The 22,573-nt window shown below is 52.5% G+C and carries 20 protein-coding genes; 8 read left to right on the top strand and 12 right to left on the bottom strand.

Annotation, left to right across the window (positions count from 1 at the left end; all coding sequences use genetic code 11):
• The 4 genes from FBQ85_08535 to FBQ85_08520 form a co-directional block, all read left to right on the top strand.
• Positions 1-399 (top strand): hypothetical protein (locus FBQ85_08535; protein MDL1875202.1); only part of this gene is annotated, 399 nt, incomplete at its 5' end.
• A 79-nt stretch (positions 400-478) separates the two neighbouring features.
• Positions 479-1,786: a phytase gene (locus FBQ85_08530; GenBank protein ID MDL1875201.1), complete on the top strand. Its 1,308-nt coding sequence runs from the start codon at positions 479-481 to the stop codon at positions 1,784-1,786.
• A gap of 120 nt (positions 1,787-1,906) precedes the next feature.
• Entirely contained in the window at positions 1,907-2,515 is a 609-nt protein-coding gene (locus tag FBQ85_08525; protein ID MDL1875200.1) for a T9SS type A sorting domain-containing protein, read from the top strand.
• Positions 2,516-2,721: 206 nt separating this feature from the next.
• Positions 2,722-4,530 carry a GNAT family N-acetyltransferase gene (locus FBQ85_08520; protein MDL1875199.1) on the top strand — a complete coding sequence of 603 codons (1,809 nt, stop codon included), beginning with the start codon at positions 2,722-2,724 and terminating at the stop codon, positions 4,528-4,530.
• Between the two features lie 126 nt (positions 4,531-4,656).
• Here the strand turns inward: FBQ85_08520 and FBQ85_08515 are convergent, their stop codons facing one another.
• The 11 genes from FBQ85_08515 to FBQ85_08465 form a co-directional block, all read right to left on the bottom strand.
• Positions 4,657-5,187: a response regulator gene (locus FBQ85_08515; GenBank protein MDL1875198.1), complete on the bottom strand. Its 531-nt coding sequence runs from the start codon at positions 5,185-5,187 to the stop codon at positions 4,657-4,659.
• 301 nt (positions 5,188-5,488) lie between these two features.
• On the bottom strand, positions 5,489-6,874 hold the full coding sequence (locus tag FBQ85_08510; protein MDL1875197.1) for a sigma-54-dependent Fis family transcriptional regulator: 1,386 nt from the start codon (positions 6,872-6,874) through the stop codon (positions 5,489-5,491).
• Between the two features lie 48 nt (positions 6,875-6,922).
• Positions 6,923-8,902 (bottom strand): PAS domain S-box protein, encoded by a 1,980-nt coding sequence (locus tag FBQ85_08505; GenBank protein ID MDL1875196.1) that lies wholly within the window; start codon positions 8,900-8,902, stop codon positions 6,923-6,925.
• Between the two features lie 189 nt (positions 8,903-9,091).
• Positions 9,092-10,606 (bottom strand): HAMP domain-containing protein, encoded by a 1,515-nt coding sequence (locus FBQ85_08500; GenBank protein ID MDL1875195.1) that lies wholly within the window; start codon positions 10,604-10,606, stop codon positions 9,092-9,094.
• Between the two features lie 144 nt (positions 10,607-10,750).
• Positions 10,751-11,713 (bottom strand): diguanylate cyclase, encoded by a 963-nt coding sequence (locus FBQ85_08495; GenBank protein ID MDL1875194.1) that lies wholly within the window; start codon positions 11,711-11,713, stop codon positions 10,751-10,753.
• Between the two features lie 229 nt (positions 11,714-11,942).
• Complete coding sequence (locus FBQ85_08490; GenBank protein MDL1875193.1) at positions 11,943-12,836, bottom strand: histone deacetylase; 894 nt, start codon at positions 12,834-12,836, stop codon at positions 11,943-11,945.
• A gap of 42 nt (positions 12,837-12,878) precedes the next feature.
• Positions 12,879-13,628: a 6-phosphogluconolactonase gene (gene pgl, locus FBQ85_08485; protein ID MDL1875192.1), complete on the bottom strand. Its 750-nt coding sequence runs from the start codon at positions 13,626-13,628 to the stop codon at positions 12,879-12,881.
• Positions 13,629-13,678: 50 nt separating this feature from the next.
• Positions 13,679-14,854 carry a hypothetical protein gene (locus FBQ85_08480; protein MDL1875191.1) on the bottom strand — a complete coding sequence of 392 codons (1,176 nt, stop codon included), beginning with the start codon at positions 14,852-14,854 and terminating at the stop codon, positions 13,679-13,681.
• A 145-nt stretch (positions 14,855-14,999) separates the two neighbouring features.
• Positions 15,000-16,541 carry a glucose-6-phosphate dehydrogenase gene (gene zwf / locus FBQ85_08475; protein MDL1875190.1) on the bottom strand — a complete coding sequence of 514 codons (1,542 nt, stop codon included), beginning with the start codon at positions 16,539-16,541 and terminating at the stop codon, positions 15,000-15,002.
• 46 nt (positions 16,542-16,587) lie between these two features.
• Complete coding sequence (locus FBQ85_08470; protein ID MDL1875189.1) at positions 16,588-17,253, bottom strand: hypothetical protein; 666 nt, start codon at positions 17,251-17,253, stop codon at positions 16,588-16,590.
• Positions 17,254-17,280: 27 nt separating this feature from the next.
• Positions 17,281-17,889, bottom strand: a complete 609-nt coding sequence (locus FBQ85_08465) for a DNA-3-methyladenine glycosylase 2 family protein (GenBank protein MDL1875188.1) — start codon at positions 17,887-17,889, stop codon at positions 17,281-17,283.
• Between the two features lie 154 nt (positions 17,890-18,043).
• On the opposite strand from FBQ85_08465, the gene FBQ85_08460 reads away from it, so the two are divergent.
• A complete protein-coding gene (locus tag FBQ85_08460) occupies positions 18,044-19,369 on the top strand; it encodes a hypothetical protein (protein MDL1875187.1) in 1,326 nt (441 codons plus the stop codon).
• A 372-nt stretch (positions 19,370-19,741) separates the two neighbouring features.
• Here FBQ85_08460 and FBQ85_08455 read toward each other — a convergent pair whose 3' ends face one another.
• Complete coding sequence (locus FBQ85_08455) at positions 19,742-20,629, bottom strand: hypothetical protein (GenBank protein ID MDL1875186.1); 888 nt, start codon at positions 20,627-20,629, stop codon at positions 19,742-19,744.
• Positions 20,630-20,724: 95 nt separating this feature from the next.
• On the opposite strand from FBQ85_08455, the gene FBQ85_08450 reads away from it, so the two are divergent.
• The 3 genes from FBQ85_08450 to FBQ85_08440 form a co-directional block, all read left to right on the top strand.
• Entirely contained in the window at positions 20,725-21,216 is a 492-nt protein-coding gene (locus FBQ85_08450) for a thioredoxin-dependent thiol peroxidase (GenBank protein ID MDL1875185.1), read from the top strand.
• A gap of 46 nt (positions 21,217-21,262) precedes the next feature.
• Positions 21,263-21,709 (top strand): ribonuclease HI, encoded by a 447-nt coding sequence (gene rnhA / locus FBQ85_08445; GenBank protein ID MDL1875184.1) that lies wholly within the window; start codon positions 21,263-21,265, stop codon positions 21,707-21,709.
• Between the two features lie 66 nt (positions 21,710-21,775).
• Positions 21,776-22,573 (top strand): hypothetical protein (locus FBQ85_08440; protein ID MDL1875183.1); only part of this gene is annotated, 798 nt, incomplete at its 3' end.

Below are 22,573 nucleotides of genomic sequence, written 5' to 3'. Positions count from 1 at the left end.
GATCTCGGCGCATTCGAATTCGGCGTGGCCGCCTCGGCGGGGCAATCCGGCGATGTCACCATCGCCTTCAGTCCACCGTCGAATTTCGCCCTGCACCAAAATTTCCCGAATCCCTTCTCGCTCAACGATTCTCGACAAAGCACATCAGGCGGATCACAACTCGTGTTCGACATGGGTGAAGCGGGGCGGGTGAATCTCAGCATTTATAATTTATCCGGCCAGAAAGTGAAAACGTTGAAAGATGCGCTTGCGCCTGCCGGACGCCACACCCTGACCTGGGATGGCCGCGATCAAGCCGGCGCGCTGGTTGCGGCAGGCACATATCTCTGCCGCATGACAGTGCGTAATCGCGATGCGCTTGTTTGGACAGAGGCCAAACGCATGACGGTTATACGCTGAGAGAAAACACATCGAGTTTCATGCTGCACGCTGTCGAGCAAATGCACGCACACTTTCCTGAAGCCAAAATTTTTAGCAAATGAAAACTCATCTACTGGCAGCATTTTTATTTGGAACAAGCACGGTGGTTGTGCCGCTTTTCCATGAATTAGACAGCCCGCCGGAAGGTAACGGCACCATCGACTCCGTAGCAATTTGGGTTGCTCCCAATCCCGTCGAAAGCGTGTTGTTTACCACCGACAAAAGCGATCACACCATTCTCATGCACAATCCCAGCACCAAAGAATTCATTGGACGCTTGGGAAGCGGCGGCGCGGGTGCAGGACAACTCGGCTATCCGAACGGGGTGGCGGTGGGTTATGGCGTTTCGCTCAACGGCGCGCGCATCGATGTCTTATTCATCGTCGAGCGCGACAATCATCGCGTTTCAATATTCTCGTTGCCGGAGCAGAAATTTTTGGGACACTTTGGCGCCGAAGATTTAACCGAGCCTTACGGCGTTGCGTTGTATTGGCAGGGCGATCAGTTGCAAGCCTGGATTACCGAAACCGACTCCTCGCCGGATCAGGTATATGCTTATGACATTCTCCCGCAAGGCGAAAGTCTGGTGGGCAAGCGCGCCTTCTTTTTTGATGTTGCCGGAGGGCTGGAATCAATCGCGATTGACGCGGTTAATAACCGCGTTCTGCTTTGCGATGAAAGCGACGCCCGCAATGTGATGGTTTATGATCTGGCCGGCAACTTCGTGCAACGCTTTGGCGAGGGCTTGTTCACGATCGATCCAGAGGGCATCGCACTCTATGACCTGGGCAACGGCGCAGGCTACCTCATCATCACCGATCAAAATGCCAGCCCAACTGAATTTGAAGTGTTTGACCGCAAAACGCTGCAATGGTTGGGCAATTTTACCGGAGAAACCCGCGGAACAGACGGTGTCGCGTTAACTCAGGCAGCGCTGCCAAGCCTCCCGCACGGCTCGTTCTATGCGGTACACTCGGACAAAACTGTGCATGTTTACGATTGGGCTGCAATCGCCGGCGTCATGAATTTGTCAACAGCAATCAAATCGCCGCGCACTGCTGTTGCCGAACGCAAAGCGGCAAATCCATTGCAATTCAACCTCCTGACAAACCATCCGAATCCTTTCAATCCCTCCACCACCATTTCATACCGTGTCGATCATTACGCTCCGGTTTATCTGGATCTCTATGACTCGCTGGGCAAGCAAATTGCGCGTTTGGTGAGCAAGGTGCAGCCCGCGGGAGAATACCAAGTCCGTTGGGATGGCCGTACACACAGCGGTGAAGCGGCTGCCTCCGGCGTCTATTTTGCGCGTCTCACCGTCGGGAATGCAGTTTATACGCACACGTTGCTGCTGCAAAAATAGTTGCGTCCCGGCATAAAACCTGTCGTTGCGCTTGGTGTAAAAATTTTTATATTGACCGCGACGTAATTTTGCTGTCGCTTCAGGTATTTTTGTTCGGACGGACAACGATCGCAACGCTTGATGAACACCTCTTTTGCACGCCCCGCCATTTTAGCCGGTATATTTTGCCTCAGTTTATTTTCCTCCCGCGCTTTCGCACAAACGGCTTTCATCAAACTCCAGTGGACGCCGAATCGCGAAGCGGATCTGTGTTGCTATATCATCTGCCGCGATACCAGCCCCGGCACTCTGCAAGCCCATGATTGGGTTTCAAAATCTGATTCGACCTATGAAGACGATCAGGTGAGCTACGGCCAAACGTATTACTATAAACTGATGGCGGTCGATGATGCCGGCAACTACAGCGCGCCCTCCGGCGAAGTTATGGCGGTTGCTCATCGCCTAAAGGTTGAGAACTTCGCCCTCGGCATGAATTATCCCAACCCGTTTCAGTTTTCAACAGCGATCACTTATTATCTGCCGCGGGAGAGCCGGGTTTCGCTGCGCATCTTCAATCAACTCGGGCAAACGGTCAAAATTTTGGTGGAGGAAACCCAGAGCCGCGGTCGCCACAAAATTTATTGGGATGGCCGGGATGATTTTGGGAATAAAGTCGTAGCCGGAATCTATTATTATCAAATAATCGCAGAAGGGTTTCAGAAAACGGGGAAGTCTTTGCTGTGGAGGTGAACAATGTGTCCCGGTTTCTGCGACATTTTATGTTTGAATAATCATTTCTTCCTCATTTGAAAAGAATCGCGCTTTAATTTTATTTGAACCTCCGCTGTTATTCTCTTCTTCCTCATCTCACTCTTGCTTGGATTTGCGGAGGGCAGCAATTCCGGCAGCCGCCCGGGCGCTGCGGTAATTTTTTGATAGTTGAACAGTTTCTCCGGATGTTCGTTCGTCTATTTGGCAAGAGGCTAAACATGACGCCGATTAAACTCGAGGATATCGTCGTTGCCAAGTACCCGCATGTTCTCCAGAGTTCCCCCCCCTTGCTGATCGCCTCAATCATGAAGCTTGCCGAAAAGATCCTGCGCCTGGGCGAAATCAATCGCTTCTTTTTTAAACACCGGGAAGTCTACGGCCTTGACCTGATCGATGAAATTTTTGAGGATCTCGATTTTTCCTATTTTATCTCGAACAAGGATCGGCACAAAATTACGGCGGAAGGCCGGTGCATTTGCATTGCAAACCATCCGCTCGGCGGACTGGACGGCCTGGCCATCGTGAAAGCCATCAGTGAAATCCGCAGCGATGTCAAAATCATTGCCAATGATGTGTTAATGTCGCTCGAAAATCTTTCCGGACTTTTTTTGCCCTATGATCTGGAAAGCCACAAGCCCCAGAAAAAGAATCTGGCACAGATGGCGCAGGCGCTGCAAGATGAAATGGCGGTCGTTATTTTTCCGTCGCCAGCCGTATCGCGCCTGCACTGGGAAGGCATTCGCGATGGCGCATGGCAAGCAGGCGCAATTTATTTCGCGCGAAAATGTGAGGCCCCAATTTTGCCTATCTTTGTAAAAGGGCGAAACTCCGTGCTTTTTTATGTCATTTCGCTGCTGCATGAAAAATTATCGACCTTCTTTTTGGCTCGTGAAACACTGAACAAGAAAGGCAAAACCATCACTTTGAAAATCGGCGACCCGATCCCGGCCAAATCCTTCAGCGCGAATGTCATAAAACCGAAAACCGGTATCCGTCTCTTGAAGAAGCATGTTTATGCCCTCGGTCAAAACCAAAAAGGCATTTTTCGCACAGAAAAAACCATAGCTCACCCCGTCAATCGAAAAACTTTAAAATCGGAGCTGGCCGACGCAAAGCTGCTGGGCGCCACCACCGACGGCAAACAAATTCTACTCGCACGCTCTGCCCAAGCGCCGGCAGTGATGCGAGAAATCGCGCGATTGCGCGAGCTGACCTTCCGCAAAGTCGGAGAAGGCACCGGGCGCAAACTGGACAACGACGAATTCGATCCGCATTACCAGCATCTCGTGTTGTGGGACGAGGCGGATTTGGAGATTGTGGGCGCCTATCGCTTGGGCCTGGGCGCGGATATTTTGGCGCAGCTCGGCCCGGCGGGCTTTTACACCGCCACGTTGTTTGATTACTCCGAAAGTTTGCTGCCCATGTTGCACAACGCGATCGAATTGGGCCGCAGCTTTGTGCAGCAACGTTACTGGAAAAGCAACGCGCTGGATTATCTCTGGCAGGGCATCGGCGCATTTCTGCAGCACCATCCCAACCTCCAATTTTTGTTCGGCCCGGTGAGCATCAGCAATGCGTATTCAGATGATGCCAAAAACATGCTGGTTTATTTTTATCGCAAATGGTTTGGCGATCAAGGCGGCCTGGCGAAAGCCAAAAATCCTTTTGTTATGCCGATGAGAGCAGAAAACGATTTGCGCAATCGCTTTGCCGGCAGGCACTATGCCGAGGATTTGAAAGTGCTGAAAGAGAGCCTGCGCTACTATGGTTTCACCGTACCCATTCTTTACAAACAATACTCCGAGCTTTGTGAGGCGGGCGGCGTGAGGTTTTTGGATTTCGGCGTGGACCCGGATTTTGCCAATTGCGTCGACGGCTTGATTCTCGTGCAAATCGCGCTGCTCAAACCGGCCAAGAAAGCGAGGTATTTACGCGGCAATCGTGGAATGGAAGATTCAGAACAGGCAAAAACTTGGAACGCCAAGACTGCCTGAATCTTGCCGGCGCCTATCGTTGAAATTTGCACGGTTTGGTAACGATCAAATCAAAGAATTAGAAGGGCCTCGGAAAATACCAACGTGAGGACAATGAAGAGAAGAAATAAGAATGGAGAGAGATTCTCAGTCGGCATGAATGGGCGTGAAACCCGCAGTGCCTTTTTTTTCGTCTGGCGTATGGTTTGCAAACGGCGGGGCAAGATCGAGCGCTTCATAAATCAATTGGCGCAAATAGCGAATCTCAAATGGCTTTTCTAGATAGAACGAAGCGCCGCGCAGTTCCAGCTCCTTGCGCAAATCATTGCTGCCGGCTGCAGTCATGATAATAACTTTGGCGCCGGGATGATCGCGCCGGATATCCGAGAGCAACTCCAAACCGTTGCGGCCTGGCATGCGAATATCCGAAACCACCACGTCAACACGCCGCTGCGCCAAAACCGTAAGCGCCGCATTGCCGTCCCCCACGCAAATCACCTCAAGCTGCTGATCGTTTTTTGCCAGCGTTTTGGAGATGCTCCAGGTCAGATCATCTTCATCATCCACGATGAGGATGCATTTGTTGATGGTATGATCATTCATGGTGAAGCGAAAGCCTTCCGGCGAAGACTTAGCGTTTCGTTGTGTGTGTTCGTAGTTACTGGCAGCGAGATACATAACGGAGGTGATCGTTAGTCTATGGATTCCCGTTTCGCCAATTCATTCATCAGGATTAGAAAATTATGGCAGATAAACTTGGCGCAAAAATCAATAGCAAACGAAATGCCACTACCAATGCAACCGGTATTCTGAGCACTTCAACTTTGCTAATATTTAAGCAGATAAATTATAGAAAAACATGGATGAAACGCGCGGGGTGTTGAAATAATTGTAACAACTTTGGCAAGGGCATTGCGAGGCGAGCAAGAGTCACATCGGTAAAAAAGTGCGCAGAGCACTGATCAATTTTCAGCCACGATCATCCGGGGATCTCATAAAGGCGCATTTTTTCACGAAGCGTAGAGCGGGAAATATTTAATGCGCGCGCGGTGCGGGATTTATTGCCTTTGTTTTGCGCCAGCACGTTTTGAATGTGAATTTTCTCCATTTGCTCAAGCGACATTGAGGCGTTGACATTGGTCGCGGGCGACAAATGAGAGCCGGCAAAAGCAAAAGAATGGCCCTTCTCGTTGCGCAATTCCATCGGCAAATGCTCGGGCTTGAGCACGTTATCCTGACACAAAATGACGGCGCGCTCGATGACGTTCTTCAGCTCGCGCACATTGCCCGGCCATTGATAAAGCCGCAGCAGTTCCTCCGCCTCGGGCGACAACCCCACCAGGCTTTTGTTAAACTCGTGATTATTCCGTTCGATGAAAAGCGAGGCAAGCGGAATAATGTCCTCTTTGCGCTCACGCAGCGGCGGCAGCGCAATCACCATCACCTTCAGGCGATAATACAAATCTTCGCGAAACGAGCCTTCGCGCACCATATCCTGCAAATCACGATTCGAGGCGGCCACCACGCGCACGTCGATTTGAATGTCAGCGGTGCCGCCAATGCGGCGAAACGTTTGCGTCTCCAGCACCCGCAGCAATTTGGGTTGCAAGGCAATGCGCATGCTCGAAATTTCATCGAGAAAGATCGTGCCCGCATCTGCCAATTCGAAAATGCCTTTCTTCAGCGCCTTGGCGTCGGTGAATGCGCCTTTTTCGTGGCCGAACAACTCAGATTCGAGCAGACTCTCGGGAATCGCGCTGCAATTGATAGGCACGAACGGCTTCTCACCGCGGCTGCTCCATTGATGAATCGTATTGGCGACAAGTTCTTTCCCGGTGCCGCTTTCGCCTTGAATCAAAACCGAGGTGCGCGGAGTTTCGCTCACGATTTTGATCATGTTTTTGATTTCTTGCATCACACTGCTGTTGCCGAACAACTCGGTCGCTGGAAACTTGTCGCGTTGTTGCTGTTTCAAGCGCGAGACTTCGCGTTTGAGGCTCACGGTTTCGAGCGCCTTGGCCACCACCAGTTTGACTTCATCCAGCTCGAACGGTTTGGTGAGATAATCGAACGCGCCCACTTTCATGGCTTCTACCGCAGGCCGGGGATCGTTCGCCAAAGCCGTCATCATGATCACCATGATGTCGGGATCGACTTCTTTGGCGAATTCGAGCACTTTGATGCCGAGCATATCGGGAAGGCGCAAATCGAGCAACGCCAGGTCGATGATTTCACTCTTGAGAATCTTTTTGGCGTCCGCACCGGAGAGCGCGGTCAATACCTTGTGGCCGCTTTTGCGAAAAACATCCGCCAGCGTATGGCACAGATCCGCATTATCTTCAACAATCAAAAGCTTGGCTTGCACGAGCACAGCGTTTTCTCCTCTCCCTGCCGGTCAGATTCATTTCAAGGATTAAGCCGTCGGCAACAACAGGCTGAAGGTCGTGCCTTCACCAACAGCGCTCTCGACGCGAATATCGCCGTGATGTTCTTCCATGATGCGATAGACGATTGACAGCCCCAGCCCTGAGCCTTGCGGCTTGGTTGTAAAAAACGGGTCAAAGATGGCCTGTAAATTCTCTTTGGGAATGCCCTCGCCCGTGTCGCTGATGCGAACTTCCGAATACAAACCTTGCGGCGGAGCCGGTAAATTGGTGCCGCGTCCGTCGGCGCGCAGCGCCGCGCTTGCCAGCGGCCGGGCCGTTAGCGCAAGACGGCCGCCGTTGGGCATGGCATCGAGCGCATTCAAAAAAAGATTGAGAAACACCTGCTGAATTTGATGAAAGTCAACATAGATCAACGGCAGATCATCAGCATAAACTTCTTCGAATTGAATATTGCCCTTGTCGAAGCGCTGATGCATTAACCCCTTGACTTCGTTCACAATTTCCTGCAATTGGCACGACTGGCGCATCGGCGATTTCGGCCGGGCATAGGAAAACAACGTGCGCAACAACTCGTCCATGCGATTGACCTGGCGAATGATGCGCGCGACGTACTCGCGCTTGCCGTCATTCGGATCGAAATCCTCCTCCAGCGTCTGCGCCACGGTTTTGATGCCGGCAAGCGGGTTGCGGATTTCATGCGCGATGCCGCTGGCGAGCACACCCAGCGAGGCCAGGCGATCCATGCGCAGCACCTCGGCCTGCATTTGTTTGATCTGAGAAATGTCGCGAAAGGAAATGATCACACCCACACGGCGATTGCGATTATCCCGCCGCGGCGTAAGCGTAAAGCCGATGTGAATGCGTTTGCTGTCTTTGCGCGTCAACTCCATCTCGCGATGCAACAACGGCGAGCCCGCCTCATCCGATTCCGGCTCGGACAACATTTGATCGACCTCCACCGCCGGAAACAACTCATCAAAATAGCGGCCGATCACCTCACTCGCACGCCAACCCAACGCTTCTTCGGCGGCCAGGTTGAACGACGTGATCTTGCGCTCCAAATCCAGCGTGATCAGCCCGGAGCCGATGCTCTGCACAATGCTTTCATTGAAATTCTTAAGATCGGTGATTTCCTGTTCGAGTTTCTTGCGCTGCGTCACGTCGCGCGCAATGCCGACGCAACCCACTACTTCGCCGCGTTCGAACATGGGATTGATGTTGGTCGAGAGATACAACAGCTTGCCCGCCTGCGAGCGCACGCGCATTTCAAAAATGCGCGATTTGCCGTTCAAAGTATTGCGGAAATTCGTTTCAACCGTGGCGCGATCCTCCGGTATCACCATTTCCACCAACGGCCGGTCCTTCCAGGCTTCGCGCAAGTGTCCGGTGAGCGCGGAAATGCGGCGATTGATGAAGACAAACTCGCCGCGGCCGTTGAGCGTGAAAATAAGATCGCTCGCGTTCTCAATCAGATCCTGATACTTGTATTCCGTGCGCTTGATGCGCTGTTCGTGCTCGCGATTGCGTTGCAGCAGATCATGCAAGATAAAAACATTCTCGATCACGTTGAGCAATTCGCGGCCGGCAAAGGGCTTTTCCAAAAACATGCGCAGGCCGAGCTGAAACAAACGCGTGCGATTGGCTTCACCCATCTGGTGCGAGGCGAGCATGATTACCGGCGTTTCACTCACCGGCTTGTAATAGGGATTTCCCGCCAATTCTTGCAGAACCTCGACCCCATTCATGCCGGGCAGATCATAATCCAACAACACCAACTCGGGGCGAAAGCGAAGCAGCAATTCCAAACCCTCTTCGCCGGAACCGGCCCCGATGAAGGCATAACTAGTGTTGCGAATAACTCTGCCCGTGCGGTCGCGATTATCGCTGTCCGCATCGATCATCAAAATTGTGCGCACGGTCTTTGCGCGCTGCTCCGCCTCTTGTGTGGAAGCGCGCACATTTGCCGCGAGTGGATCATCCAGCGTTCCCGTATCAGGCGGTTGCATGATTTCGTTCACCACTTCAGTCTGTGCAATTCACGGTTTTCTGACAATGCGATACAAGATGTTCAACGACAGCAAAAGAGGAGGACGGCGGTGTGCAAGCGTTTCCGTTTCAGGCCTGTGTTGCAGCGCAAGAGATGGCGAGTCAAAGACTGGCGGGAGCAAAATTCTCGCCGGCAGTTTTTCTAAATCTCAGAAATGGTGAGAAGCCATTTCCGATTCCAGATCGTCGTCGAAGGCGATATCATGAAATTTGCCGTTATATTTCGGGATGCTGAAAAAAAACGTCGAACCTTCGCCAACCTTGCTCTTGACATTGATGACGCCGTTGTGCAGTTCGACGATCTCTTTCACCAATGAAAGCCCGAGTCCAGTGCCGGTCACTTCGCGGACTTTGTCATTGTCGGTGACGCGATAGAATTTCTCAAAAATGCGCGGCAGCGCTTTTTCGGAAATGCCATAACCGTTGTCTTCAATCTCAAACAAGACGTCGTTTTCACGTTCCTTCAGGCGAATCTCAATCGCAGTGTTTTCCGGGCTGTATTTCACCGCGTTGTTGAACAGATTCAGGATTACCTGCTCCATCATATCCTTGTCGCCGTAAACCAGCGGAATGTCTTGCGCGAGCTTGACGCTGACGACGATGCCCTTCTTCTCGGCTTGATGCAGATTGACGTCGAGCACTTTATCCAACACATCGGTGATCTGCATCGGCACTTTCTTGACCTGAATCTTGCCAGCTTCGATCTTGGAAATATCGAGGAACTTGTTGATCAACTCGCTGAGGCGGTTGGATTCTTTCAAAATAATCGCGGCATATTCTTCCGATTGCTCGCGATTAACGGTGGGATCGAGCAGCAATTCGCTGAACCCGGAAATCGAGGTGAGCGGGGAACGCAACTCGTGCGCGACCATCGAAACCAATTCGGTTTTCATACGGTCGATTTCCTTCTCGCGCGTGACATCGCGCAAAATCGCCACGATGCCGATCATTTCGTTCTTTTCATTGACGACCTTGGCTGCGCGCGCCTGCAGAAAAATATTGCGCCAGGTTTTGGTCGACTTAATGACAATCTCACTCTCGGAAATCCACAATCCCGGCTTATTCTCGTCGCGCACTTTGCGCAGGAATTGCAGCAGCGTTTGATTACTGACGCAGCTTTCCAGCGGTTTTTCCAGGCATTGGCGCTCGCGAATACCAAACCAACCCTCCATCACCGAGTTCAGCATCATGATCTTATCGCTGACGTCGACGCCGATCACGCCGTCGGCAAGATTCTTTAATATCGATTCGTTTTTGATTTTTTCATTGATGAGGCGGTTCAAATCCATGTCACGCAGGCGGCGCAATTCCGTGGTCATGTAATTGAAAATTTGCGCCAGCCGGCCGATTTCATCATTTGATTCAATGGACACACGCTCGCTGAAATTGCCGCGTGCAATCAAGGTGGCGGTTTTGATAAAATGGGTAATAGGCCGGCTGATACGGCGGGAGAGATAGTACGAGCCGCCCAGCGCCAGCAAAATAGCCAGGCCGGTGGCGGCATAGAAACCGGCGACCACCGCGCTGGTCGGGTCAAATCCGTGCTGCGCGGCGACGCGCAGCAAATAGACCCACGAAACAATCAACGGCAGCAACGATACCGTGAGCGTAATAAAGAAGACCTTGCGAAAAATCGTCTTTTTCTTAAAAAACATCCAGTCCACGTTCGTTTATCCTCGTGATGGATGAATGACGGTACAGCCATGAGGCAAACAGCAAATGGCAAGGATGCGACAGGACTGGAATGACGATTCCCCACTGGAGTCGGACTGCATCGGAGACAAGCGTAATCGTTTCATCGTGTTCATCTAATCCCTGACCACCTGGTTACGCCCTCCCTGCTTTGCATGATAAAGCCGCCGGTCGGCGATCGCAATAAGATCATTCATCGAGGTGGCATCATCCGGAAAGGTCGCCACACCGAGACTGATGGTCACGCGGCCGTTCACCCGTGATTCCTGCGGCTGAAATTGCGAAAGTTCGACGAGCCGCCGCATCTTCTCCGCCACCACCACGGCTGCGGCTTTATTGGTTTCCGCCAAGACGAGGCAGAATTCTTCGCCGCCGTAACGCGCAGCGATATCGATTTTGCGAATATTTTCTTTCAACAAGCGCGCCACCGCGCTCAACAGGGCATCGCCCGCCGGATGCCCATACGTATCGTTATACTTTTTGAAATGATCAATGTCGATCATGACTGCCGATACTTCCGAGAGGTGGCGCGACGCGCGATACAATTCTTGTTCGAGATGCTCTTTCAAATAACGATGGTTGTATAAGCCGGTGAGGCCGTCGGTTATCGCAAGCTGCCGCAAACGCTCTTTCGCTTGCTCCAACTCCTTCACTTTGGCGTTGAGCTGATCGTGCAACTCTTTGATGCGCAGCAGCGATTTGACGCGCGTCAGCAGCTCGAGTTTGTTGAACGGCTTACTGACGAAATCATCTGCTCCCGCCTCGGTGGCGCGAATCTTGTCTTCGATCTCATTCAGCGCGGTTACCATAATCACCGGAATGATGCGCGTGGCTTCGTCGTTCTTGATGCGCTCGCACACTTCGAAGCCGTTGAACTTCGGCATCATCACATCGAGCAGGATCAAATCGGGCGAGCAGTTGGGAATTTTTTCGAGCGCCTCCTGGCCGTCCCGCGCGGCAATAACATTATAACCGACCGAGGATAAATAGGTTGTCAGAAGTTGCACATTGACGGCAACGTCGTCAACCACTAAGATTTTGCTCTTGCTGGTGTCCTTATTCGTGATACCTGTAGCCATGAGAGAACCAATTCGTGCTGTCGCACGAGACAGCAACCTGGATGAAAATTATCCATCATCCGCCTGCAAAAGTACGACCAGGCCTTTAATTTGTCAAGGAGTTTCTTGAATTGCCGCAAAGCGTGGACGACATTAGACCAAAATCTACCAGATCAAATCGACAGCTAAGATTGACAATTCAAAATAATGTACAAACACTGGCTGTCTTTGCAGAATAGCGTTGAAAATATCATGAATTCCAAACGCTCATCGCTATCGAACAGGTGTTCACATGAATCGTGACGGTGTCATTGGTATCATAAGCATATCCTCCGCCGAGCGTCACAGCAACGGGCATGCCCCGTTCTTTGGCCCAGCGGTAGATTAATTCATCGCGTTTCTGCAAGCCGGCAATGCTCAATTTTAAATCACCCAGTTGATCATGCTGATAAGGATCGGCCCCGGCTTGATAAAGGATCAACTCCGGTTTGAAATCATCCAACACCGGCGGAATATGTTTCTCGAGATAGCCCAGATACTCCTCGTCTTGCACATGGTTCGGGAGATGTATATCCAAATCACTCGCTTGCTTGACGGGATAAAGATCGTTCTGATGAATCGAAAACGTGAAGACTTCCTCATCGCCCTCGAAAATTTTGGCAGTGCCATTGCCTTGATGCAAGTCGCAATCGATGACAAGGGCGCGTACGATTCGCTTTAGCGCCTGCACTTCACGAATCGCGACGGCGAGATCATTGATATAACAAAACCCCTCGGCTTTATCTGCAAACGCATGATGAAAACCGCCGCCAATGTGCACGGCGATCCCCTGTTCCAGCGCCAACTCCGCTGCGCGAATGGTGCCGCCGGCCGCCAGCGTTGACATGGCGATAATCTCGTGCGTCAGCGGCAATTCCGAGTAGGCCGTGCGCGAGGTGTGATTGAGCTGCTCCAAATCCGCAAGATAGGCCGGGGTGTGAATACGCAATAATTGTTCACGGGTGGCGGCAATGGGATTTTCAAACTGGGAAGCCGGCACGTGAAATTCTTCCCGCAAACGTTCATAGATCATGCGATATTTTGCAATCGGGAAAACGTGCCCGCCGATATCAACGAGATAATTGGGGGAATAAATGAATTGCATAGCGCGAAATAAGACTCTATGAGAAAATATCAGCGCGGTGAATCACCAGCGTAATTGTGCTGCCGCGGCAGCGTCCAAAAACCAGGTCAACGCGCCAGGATCCGGTTGCACGAGTTGCGCAGGAATTTTTCGCGATGATCTTTTTTGCTGCACCGCGAGCGCGACCATTTCTGCCTTTTCTGCGCCGGTCGCCAAAAACCACACCTGCGCGGCGGCATTGATCACAGGAAACGTCAGCGTCAAACGGTGTGTCTGCAATTGTGGAACCTCATTTGCGACCACCCAGCGCTGCCTTTCCGCAAGCGCGGCGGTTTCAGGAAACAAGGAAGCGGTGTGTCCGTCTGCGCCCATGCCAAGCAGAATCAAATCAAAACGCGGCATTGCTGCAGAGTCGCTTTTAAAAAATATGCGCAATTCATTGGCATAACTGCCGGCCGCAGCGTTTAAATCGCGGTATTCTGCCGGCATGCGGTGAATATTCGCCGCCGGCAACGCGATTTTTTGTATCAATGCTTCATGCACCATGCGATAATTGCTGTCGCCATGCTCGGGCGGCACGCATCGTTCATCTCCCCAAAACAAATGAATATGTTGCCAGTTGATTTTTTCGGACAACGGCGCAATGGCCAGCAGGCGATACATTTGTTTCGGCGTGGAGCCGCCTGCCAGTGCAACGCTGAACCGTCCGCGTTGGCGTATCGCCTCGGCAGACAATGCCGCAAACTCTGCTGCGGCACGCTGCGCAACGGTTGCAACATCATCCAGAATATGAATTTTGTGTTCAAGACTCATGGGACCAACGATTCATCCTGCCAGCGCGGCCCTGCGAAAGCGCGCCGGCTTTACAGCAACTGCGTCGCTTTGCGCAAGGCTTTCTCGTAAATTTCGTCGCGTTGATTGCGATCGAGCGCACGCGCCATCAAAGCTGCCAGAGAATTTTCATTGAAGGGCCGCACGTGCGCCGGCGCTTCTTGCACGCGCTGGCCAAACCCGGAGATTGTTGCTTGCAACGTTGCGCCGTTTTCACCGGGTATGCAGGCAATCAAAAATTCAGTTTGTTGTTGATTGTGCTGGATGATGAGGCTTACGCGGGCCAAACCCGGCTCCGGCAATTCTTCGGTGAGGATTTCCGTTGTAATCTCGCCGTTCTCGGCTTGCCACAAAGCGCGCAGGCCGTTCTCGGTCGCCGCAAAAGGCTCGTTGAGCCTCCAATTTAATTGCGCCGCTAACCAACCGATCAGCAACGCAGGCTGCGATAGTTCGAGTTCCTCCGTCGTGCGCGCCATTGCGAGGATTACATGCGTGATGCCACGCACCGACGCGGCCAAATCGGGCAATTCAAAAAATTGCGAAATCATCTCACGCCAGCCCGTGAGGCGAAGCCAATTCAGGTCGATGACAAAGCCGAATTTCCAATTGGCATGCAGCGCATTTGCAGTTGCAAAAGTGACGCCCAGGTCCTGGCCGGTAGCAGAGTCGAAAATCAAATGATCACTCGCGCCGAGCAGGCGCTCAAAAATTGCAGAATCTTGCGGTAATCCATGCCGCCACCACAAAACCACGGGCAGATCGCCGATGAGCAGCGGCAATACCGTACCTGGCACTTCTTGCACCGCCTGGCCGCGCGCGATCACGGAGATTTGCTCGCAACAAACTTGCTTCGCGCCTGCCACCGGCAAATGGCAATGCGCCGAAACATAAGCGGAAAGCTCATCTTTTTCGGCCTCGGCATCAACGATAGTCACAATCGCGCGGCAGGGATGCCGGCTGGTAAATTCAGCGATCGCATTCACGGCACGATCGGCCGTGTGATCATCGTATGCAATCACCACTAAATTCAACGTGCAGGCGCGCATCACGGCGCGTTGATTTTCGCTTTGGGCATTCGCGGTTTGTTCTGCGTCTTGATCAACCGCAACTTCCTGCCAAAGCGCGGTCAATTCTTTTTCAATTGCCGCGACGTCGACTGAAAGTTTTTTACCTTGAATGAAGATGTCGGCGGGATGAGGTGATGACATAAAATGCTCTCGTCAAAATTTGCCAACGTTACTCTTGATTTTGCCAGATGCCTGAAAGAATCCGATTTGATGGCAGAGGTTTGGAGCTGCAGCCGTTTCTTAAAAACTTTGCCATCATCCGCAACAGAGTTTGACGAATCCACTCTTAAAGCCTGCGCCACCGTCGACCGCCGGGCGCAATAAATGCATCGGCCTGCGGAGGCCCCCACGTGCCGGCTTCATAACTCGATAACGGTTCATGGCCGCGTTGTTGCCAGCCGGTGATGATGCGCGTGACAAATTCCCAAGAGGCTTCAACCTCGTCGCGGCGCGTGAACAAGGTGGAGTCGCCCAGCATGCAATCCCAGATCAAGCGTTCATAAGCTTCCGGCGATTGTTTGCCGAACGAAGAGCCGTAGCGGAAATCCATGTTAACGCCGCGCAATTGCACCGCAGCGCCCGGCAATTTTGCGCTGAACTTGAGCGTGATGCCTTCATCCGGTTGAATGCGCAGCGCCAGGATATTGCACTCCAGATTATCCGTCAGCCCGTTTTCAAACAACAAATGCGGCGCGGCTTTGAAATGGATCGCGATTTCCGTCGCGCGTTTTGGCAAGCGTTTGCCGCTGCGCAAGAAAAACGGCACGCCTGCCCAACGCCAATTGTCAATGTAAAGCTGCAATGCTACGTAGGTTTCGGGATGTGAATTGGGCGCAACGCCAGGTTCTTTCAAATAACCCGGCACTTGTTTGCCGCCCAGCGAGCCGGGGCCGTATTGCGCGCGCACGGTATATTTCTCCACCTCGTCCGGCAAAATCGGGCGAATGGCCTGCAACACTTTTACTTTTTCGTTGCGGACTTCATGAGCGGCAAAGGCAATGGGCGGTTCCATGGCTACCAGCGAGAGCAATTGCAGCATGTGATTTTGAATCATGTCGCGCATCACGCCGGCCGTTTCATAATAGCCGCCGCGGCCTTCCACGCCGAGATTCTCCGCCACCGTGATCTGCACATGATCAATATAGTGCCGATTCCAAATCGGCTCAAAAATGCCGTTGGCCAGGCGAAAAACCAAAATATTCTGCACCGTCTCCTTGCCGAGATAATGGTCGATGCGATAGACTTGGTTTTCCTCGAACACGTGCAAGACCTGCCGATTCAGTTCTTGCGCGGTGGCCAGGTCGCGGCCAAACGGTTTTTCGATGATGATGCGCGTCCAGCCGGCGTCATTTTTTGCCATGCCGGCCTGCCCGAGTTGCTGGACGATTTCCGGGTAATAATCCGGCGGGGTCGCCAGATAAAACAAACGATTGCCGGCCGTGTCATGGCTGCCATCCAATTCAGCCAGCAATTGCTGCAAGCCGGTGTAACCGCCGGCATTTTCAAAGGGAGAGGCGTAATAAAAAATTCGCTCGGCAAAATTTCTGAGCAAACTCGAATCGTAGTTCTTGTTGCGTGAGAATTGTGCGATGGCCTGCACCATTTCTTCGCGAAATTCCGCATGCGTTTTTTCGCGCCGCGCAAAGCCCACCACGGCAAATTCCTGCGGCAACAGATTATCACACGCCAGATTAAAAAGTGCGGGCAACAGTTTACGTTTCGTCAAATCGCCGGAAGCGCCAAAAATGACCATGGCATTGGGTGCGGGAATGCGCTCAAGATGCAGGCCTTCGCGCAGAGGATTATTGCTAGAGGAATGGTTGGGCATGAAATCGTTCCGAATCTGAATGGCAAATGGTCGTAGTGCAAGTGCCTCATGCCATTACTTTCTCAGCAGCTTGCGCCATCGCCAGGCGCGCCTTGTGCATGCGATACAGCGTGGCCGGCAAAATCAAAATCGCCCAGAACAGCAATGCCCACAAGCTGCTGCAGATCAGGGCAATACCCAAATAGGCGATGACCGCGCCAAGATCAAAAAAATTGAAGAAGCGGTTTTCCTCATTCTTCAGCGCAATTTCCTGGGCAGTGTCGCTTTCTTTTTTGGTTTTGCGCTTGGCGGAGGGGGCAGGCTCTGATTTGGGCGGGACGTGCTTTTGTATCGCCCAAATGCGCAGCCCCACGCCCGCCGCAAGAAAGAGCAGGCCGAACCAACTCCACCACGGATCACGCGCAAACGGGCTGGTCCATGCCCATTCATGGCGATAGCGATAGTCGGCAATGGGCAAAACGAGATTGGTCAAGAAGCTCAAACCCGCAATCCAAACCAACCAGCGGGCATGCTCGCTTTGGCCGTAGCGCGCGCGAAAGCTTTCGACTGACGGATGCAGGCTTTCGACCGACCAGCGCGCGAGCATCAATAAAACAAAACCCCACAACAGCGGCTTGCCGCCGAAATCGGTTTGCGTCGAAAACAGACCGACAAACAAACTCAACAGGAGTGTATAGAATAAAGGTGAAATCAGCTTGCTGATAAAATCCATGTTCGCCAAAAATTAAGAGTGAGAGGTTTACAACGGTTGATTATCGAGACTTTCCCATAAGTAGAGCGTCGCCAAACTACGGTAGGGGCGCCATTTCTCGGCCATTTTTTGAATGCGTTTCGCTTCGGGCAGTTTGCGCAAGCGATAAGCCTTTTTGATGGCGTTGCGAAAACCGAGATCATCGACCGGCAAAACATCCAAACGGCCGAGTGAAAAAATCAAAAACATTTCTGCCGTCCAGCGGCCAATACCTTTGACTTGCGTCAGTATGTCGATGATTTCTTCATCGTTCAACCGGGCAAAACGCCGGGGATTGATCACGCCGGCTTGCCACTTTTCCGACAAATCGCGCAAATATCCCATTTTTTGCCGGGACACGCCCGCGCCGCGAAACTGCTCGTCCTGCAATTGCAAAATGCCGGCCGCCTTGCTGCTGCCGTTGAGCAAACTCTTGAAACGGGTTCGAATCGTCGCCGCCGCTTTGGTGGAAAGCTGTTGCGAGAGAATGGCGTCAACCAGCGAGAGAAAATATTGTCGATCGAGCGAGAGCTCATAATCGCCATGGCGCGCGATGATGCCGGCCAGCACGGGGTCGACGCGGGCTAGGTGAGCTTGAGCGGAAGCGAGATTGAGCATGCCGGAAAGTTAAACGATTTTATAAAATGTGCAACTGCTTTGATGCAAAAGTCCAGTCCGCAAAACCGGCGAAATTTAGGTATATCATAGGGCTGTGTCATGGGCATCACCGGACGGAGATGCCCTTCCGTTATCTCAACAAATAACTTTCTGCATGAGGCAGGTTGGTATGAAGAATAAAGCGCTAGTGCTCGTATTGCTTTTAATCGTGGGTTGCGGCAGCGGTTCACGCGAAGTGAGTGTGCAACCGAAACCAAATGTCAGAGCGGAGGATGTCGCCTCGGCGCGCAAACGTGTGCTCAAAGCGCCGCACGATGCGGAGGCGCGCGCCGCACTTGGCGAAGAGCTGACGCGACTTGGGCAATTTCAGGAGGCCGTGGCACAATTCGACTCTGCGCTGCTCCATAACCCGGCATTGCTGCGGGCCAAATTCGGCCGCGCCGAAGCATTGCATCAAAAAGGCAATCATGCGCAGGCTTACCGCGATTATCTCGACGTGTTGAATGATGCCTCCACAACGGCTTACGTGGCGCAAATTGCCGCGCGTGTGGGCATCCCTTTCGCCACCCGCCAGCTTACCGCCGGCCCGGGCGACAATCTCAAGGGCCGTTATTCCCTGGCAGGCAATGATATCGTATTTCAATCCAATCGCGACGGCAATTGGGAGATTTACCGCATGCCGGTGGACGGCGCAACGGCAACGCGCTTGACGTATGATCCCGGCGATGATGAATCCCCGGATTTTTCGCCGGATGGGCGCCAAATCGTTTTTGCCAGCACGCGCAGCCGCAAAGAAAAGCAAAATACGGGCGAGAAGCAGCGCAGCATCTATTTGATGAATGCCTCCGACGGCAGCGGCGTCAAACGGCTCATCTCGAATGCGTTCGATAATTGGAATCCCATTTTCTCGCCGAAAGGCGGTTGGTTGGTTTTTGTTTCCGATCGCGACGACAAGCGCGACTTGAAATATGGTGAGCGACAAAGCGATCTCTTCTTTTATTATCTCACCGATTCTTCCATCGCGCGTTTTACGCAAGGCTTTGGCGACAAATCCTCGCCCTTTGTGTCGCTCAATGGCGAAACGATTTCCTATATCAACAATGTGAACGGCGATTTTGAGATTTACGAGCAGGGTCTCCGGGAAACGAATGGACACCGTTTGATTTTCGAAGGCGGCGCAAAAGGCGGCCCGCAATGCTCCGATGATGGCAAATGGATCGTCTACTTCGAAAAGAATGGCAGCAATTTCGATCTGTATTACTACCAAAAAGAGCAGCGCAAAACAGTGCGACTCACTGCGCATCCCGCCCTGGATGCTTTTCCTTGCGTGCAGCGGCAGGGCAGCAAGATCCTTTTCACCTCCAACCGCACCGGAAGCTATCAACTTTTTGAGATCGACCTGAAGGCGCCCATCACGCGAGAAGATCTGACGATTAGCCTTTCCCAGATGCTGGCTGCCGGCAAAACCAGCGCGGACTAAAAATTTTTATAAAAAATTGTGAACTTCATTCCGTTTATTGAGTCTAATAAGCTGAAAGGTTGAAAAACCTTTTCATCTCTCTACCCTCCCTTCGCGTGGCAGTGGCAAACCCGGTTTGCCGCTGCCGTGAGAAGGGATTTTTGTTTAGGGATATCGTTTAAATAGCTTCCGCATTTCCTCAAAACCGCGAATATACGCGAATTCTCGCTAATCTTGGGGCGAGTTATTGAAGCGAGAATCCTGAGCCCTCTCCGCTTCTTGACCAACGCCCACAACGAATCCGGCCACAGAATTCCTGCCACTGCCTCACACCGCGAAACGCCATTTACACAGAGACGAATGCAGTCAGAAAATGGCCAACTGGCTTGAGTTTTAGCCGTAGCGTTTATTTTCATGCGGAATGAACCTGCCGGTTTCCCGTTCCCGCTGCAGATTTTCCTGTAATGCTCCCAACGCCTGCTCGACGTACTCCGGCGAGATGCCAAAAAATTCGTGAATCATGGCGTGATAATTTTTTTTGAGATTGATGTTCCGCTTGCCGGCCAGCGAGGTGATGCGCATGTGTTGCTTGTGAATGAAAATCAATTCTGCCTCGCAGACGCGCGTAAGGCACAAGCCGTGCATGCTGTTGCGGTGAAATGAAGCCTGCCAATGCTCGCCAAACTCCGGCAGCGGCGTCGGGCGATCGGCAAAACGATAACGCCATTTCTTGTCCTGGCGATTGAAGGTGAAGAGATCGTAGCTTTCCGCCGGCGGGTCAAAACGCAATTCCACGCCGGTATGTTCGGTATGAAAAACGCGCGCCCGGGCCGGGTCGAGCGCCAGCGGCCGGTGCAACACGTAACCGGGATCGACAAGATACTTGATCTCATCTAGCATCACGATCAAAGCGCAGTGTAAATTGCGGCCGGCGCGCATATCGCCCATGACGATATATGAGACAAAATCATGATGCTGCAAAATGCTTTGCAAAAAAAACGTCAGTGAAAAACACGTGCCGCCCAATCGCCAGGCCGCATGTTCCTGCATCACCTCCTCCGGCAGGCGGAGACGCTGCGCGCGATCGTCGCCATAGCGATTGAACTTGATAATCTTGCTGAGGTTTTCATAGGGTATTTTTGCAAATTGCGCCAAAATCTCGCACAAGGTTGCCAGGGTTGGGCGTTGGCGCGCCAGCGCATAATGTGAAAGAAAGTGATCGACGCCTTTGCTGTGGCGCACCGGATCGAGAATAACCGTTATCATTTTTTCGGCATTCATAAATTCAGCTTGGGGTTTTGCCGTTTGCGTGCTACATTGCGCTCAAGATAGCGAATTTAACTTTGCGAATCCGCCAGTTTTTTTAGGAGCCGCTCATGAGCCAACTCAAGGCCGGTGATCTCGCGCCAGATTTCGAGGCATTGACCGACGCCAACATGAAAATCAAGCTCAGCGATTTTCGCGGCCGGCGCGTTGTTCTCTATTTCTATCCCAAAGATGACACCCCCGGCTGAACCAAGCAAGCATGCGGCTTTCGCGATCACTATCTCGACCTCGAAGAAAAAAACGCGGTGGTGCTCGGCGTCAGCCCGGATGGCTTGGATAGCCATGTGAAATTCAAAACCAAATACAATCTGCCGTTCACGCTGCTGGTCGACGCCGGCCATCGCATTGCCAAAGCCTACGGCGCGTGGAATCGCCGTTCGCTGATCGGCCTGCTGTTTTCCGGCGTCGTGCGCAGCCATTTTGTGATCGATGAAAATGGCCGCATCCTGGAGGCGCAATACAATGTATCCCCGTCGGAAAGCGCGGAAATGGCGACGAAGGCGCTGAGTAACGCTTCTCTGCACGGCTCTAATCAAGCCTAAATTGCATGCCTCTGCTTGTGCCAAAGCAAAATTCGTTTGATCTCTCATGGACAAAGTCGAAATCTACACCGATGGCGCGTGTTCGGGCAATCCTGGGCCCGGCGGCTGGGCCGCAATTTTGAGACATGGCCGGTATGAAAAAGAAATCGCCGGTTTCGTACCCGCCACCACCAACAACCGCATGGAATTGACCGCGGTGATTGAGGCGCTTAAGGGTTTGAAGCGGCCTTGCGAAGTCATCATCTACTCCGACAGCGCGTATCTTGTCGATAGTTTTCGCAAAGGCTGGCTGGCCGGTTGGAAGCGCAACGGCTGGAAACGTGGCCCGCGCAAGCGCGACCCCGTACTCAACGTCGATCTCTGGCAGGAATTGGATCAGCTCGTGAGCCAGCATCGTGTGACGTGGGAAAAAGTGGCAGGACATGCCGGCCATGTGCTGAACGAACGCGTTGACCGGCTTGCTGTGCAGCAAATTGAATTGGGTAAAAAGTGAGGTTTGCTCTTTTCCGACCTTGAATCTTTCTCAAAACGTAGATGTGTCCAATAAATTTGATCGGTGATGTTCAAAGTCCCAGGTGAAAAACTTTTCGATATAATTTTGCTCACAGCCGGACTTTGCCCGCTGTTGTTTAGCCCCCCCGCTTTCGCGCAAGAGGTCAGCTTACCACAAAACCTCTCTTCATGGGTCGATTCGACGCGCGCGCCGGTAGATTCTGCTCTTGCCGCTTGGAATGAAGCCTCGGCATACGAAACCTCCCGGCTGCGTCTTTTGCGCTGGCTCACCAAAAATAAAGAGCAAGCGCAATCTGCGAGCTATCTGCAAATTACCGAGTTCCTGCGAGACGCCGAAACGTTTGCGAATGCCGATGATTTTGTTACCGCACAAATTCTGTTAGAATCCGCATTGGCATTGACGAATGGCGACGCCAACCCGGCGACAGCGGCTCTTTCCGGCGATCCCCGGCCAATTACCTCCGTTCCGACGAAATGGCGTTGGCGCCGCGAAGCAGTTCTGGGCATGGATTTTTGGCGGCAAGAATTCGAAATCGGCGTGACGCGAGCGGACGGCTTATTCCTCGCCGAAGCAGAGAGCCTTTTTGTGGAAAACAAAGGCAATCCCTTCAGCGGGCTTCGTCTTGAATTAAGCCGCGGCGTGGGAGCGCCTTCTCATTTGCAAACATATGTCCTGCTCAAGGCCAGCCGTGATTACAACAGCGGCGAGGCAGAGTTGCGCGCCCAACAGGCATTCGGCGCCAAAACACATGGCCGCTTTGAAAACCGCTTCGAAAGCATTCGTTATCTGCGCGATTTCGATTTACGCTATTGGCAAAATAACAGTTCCGCCCTGTTTTCCGCC

This window comes from Cytophagia bacterium CHB2 (assembly GCA_030263535.1).
Lineage (GTDB): Bacteria > Zhuqueibacterota > Zhuqueibacteria > Zhuqueibacterales > Zhuqueibacteraceae > Coneutiohabitans.
The sequence above is the reverse complement of the archived record's forward strand: the minus strand, read 5'-3'. Positions and strand labels throughout refer to the sequence as shown.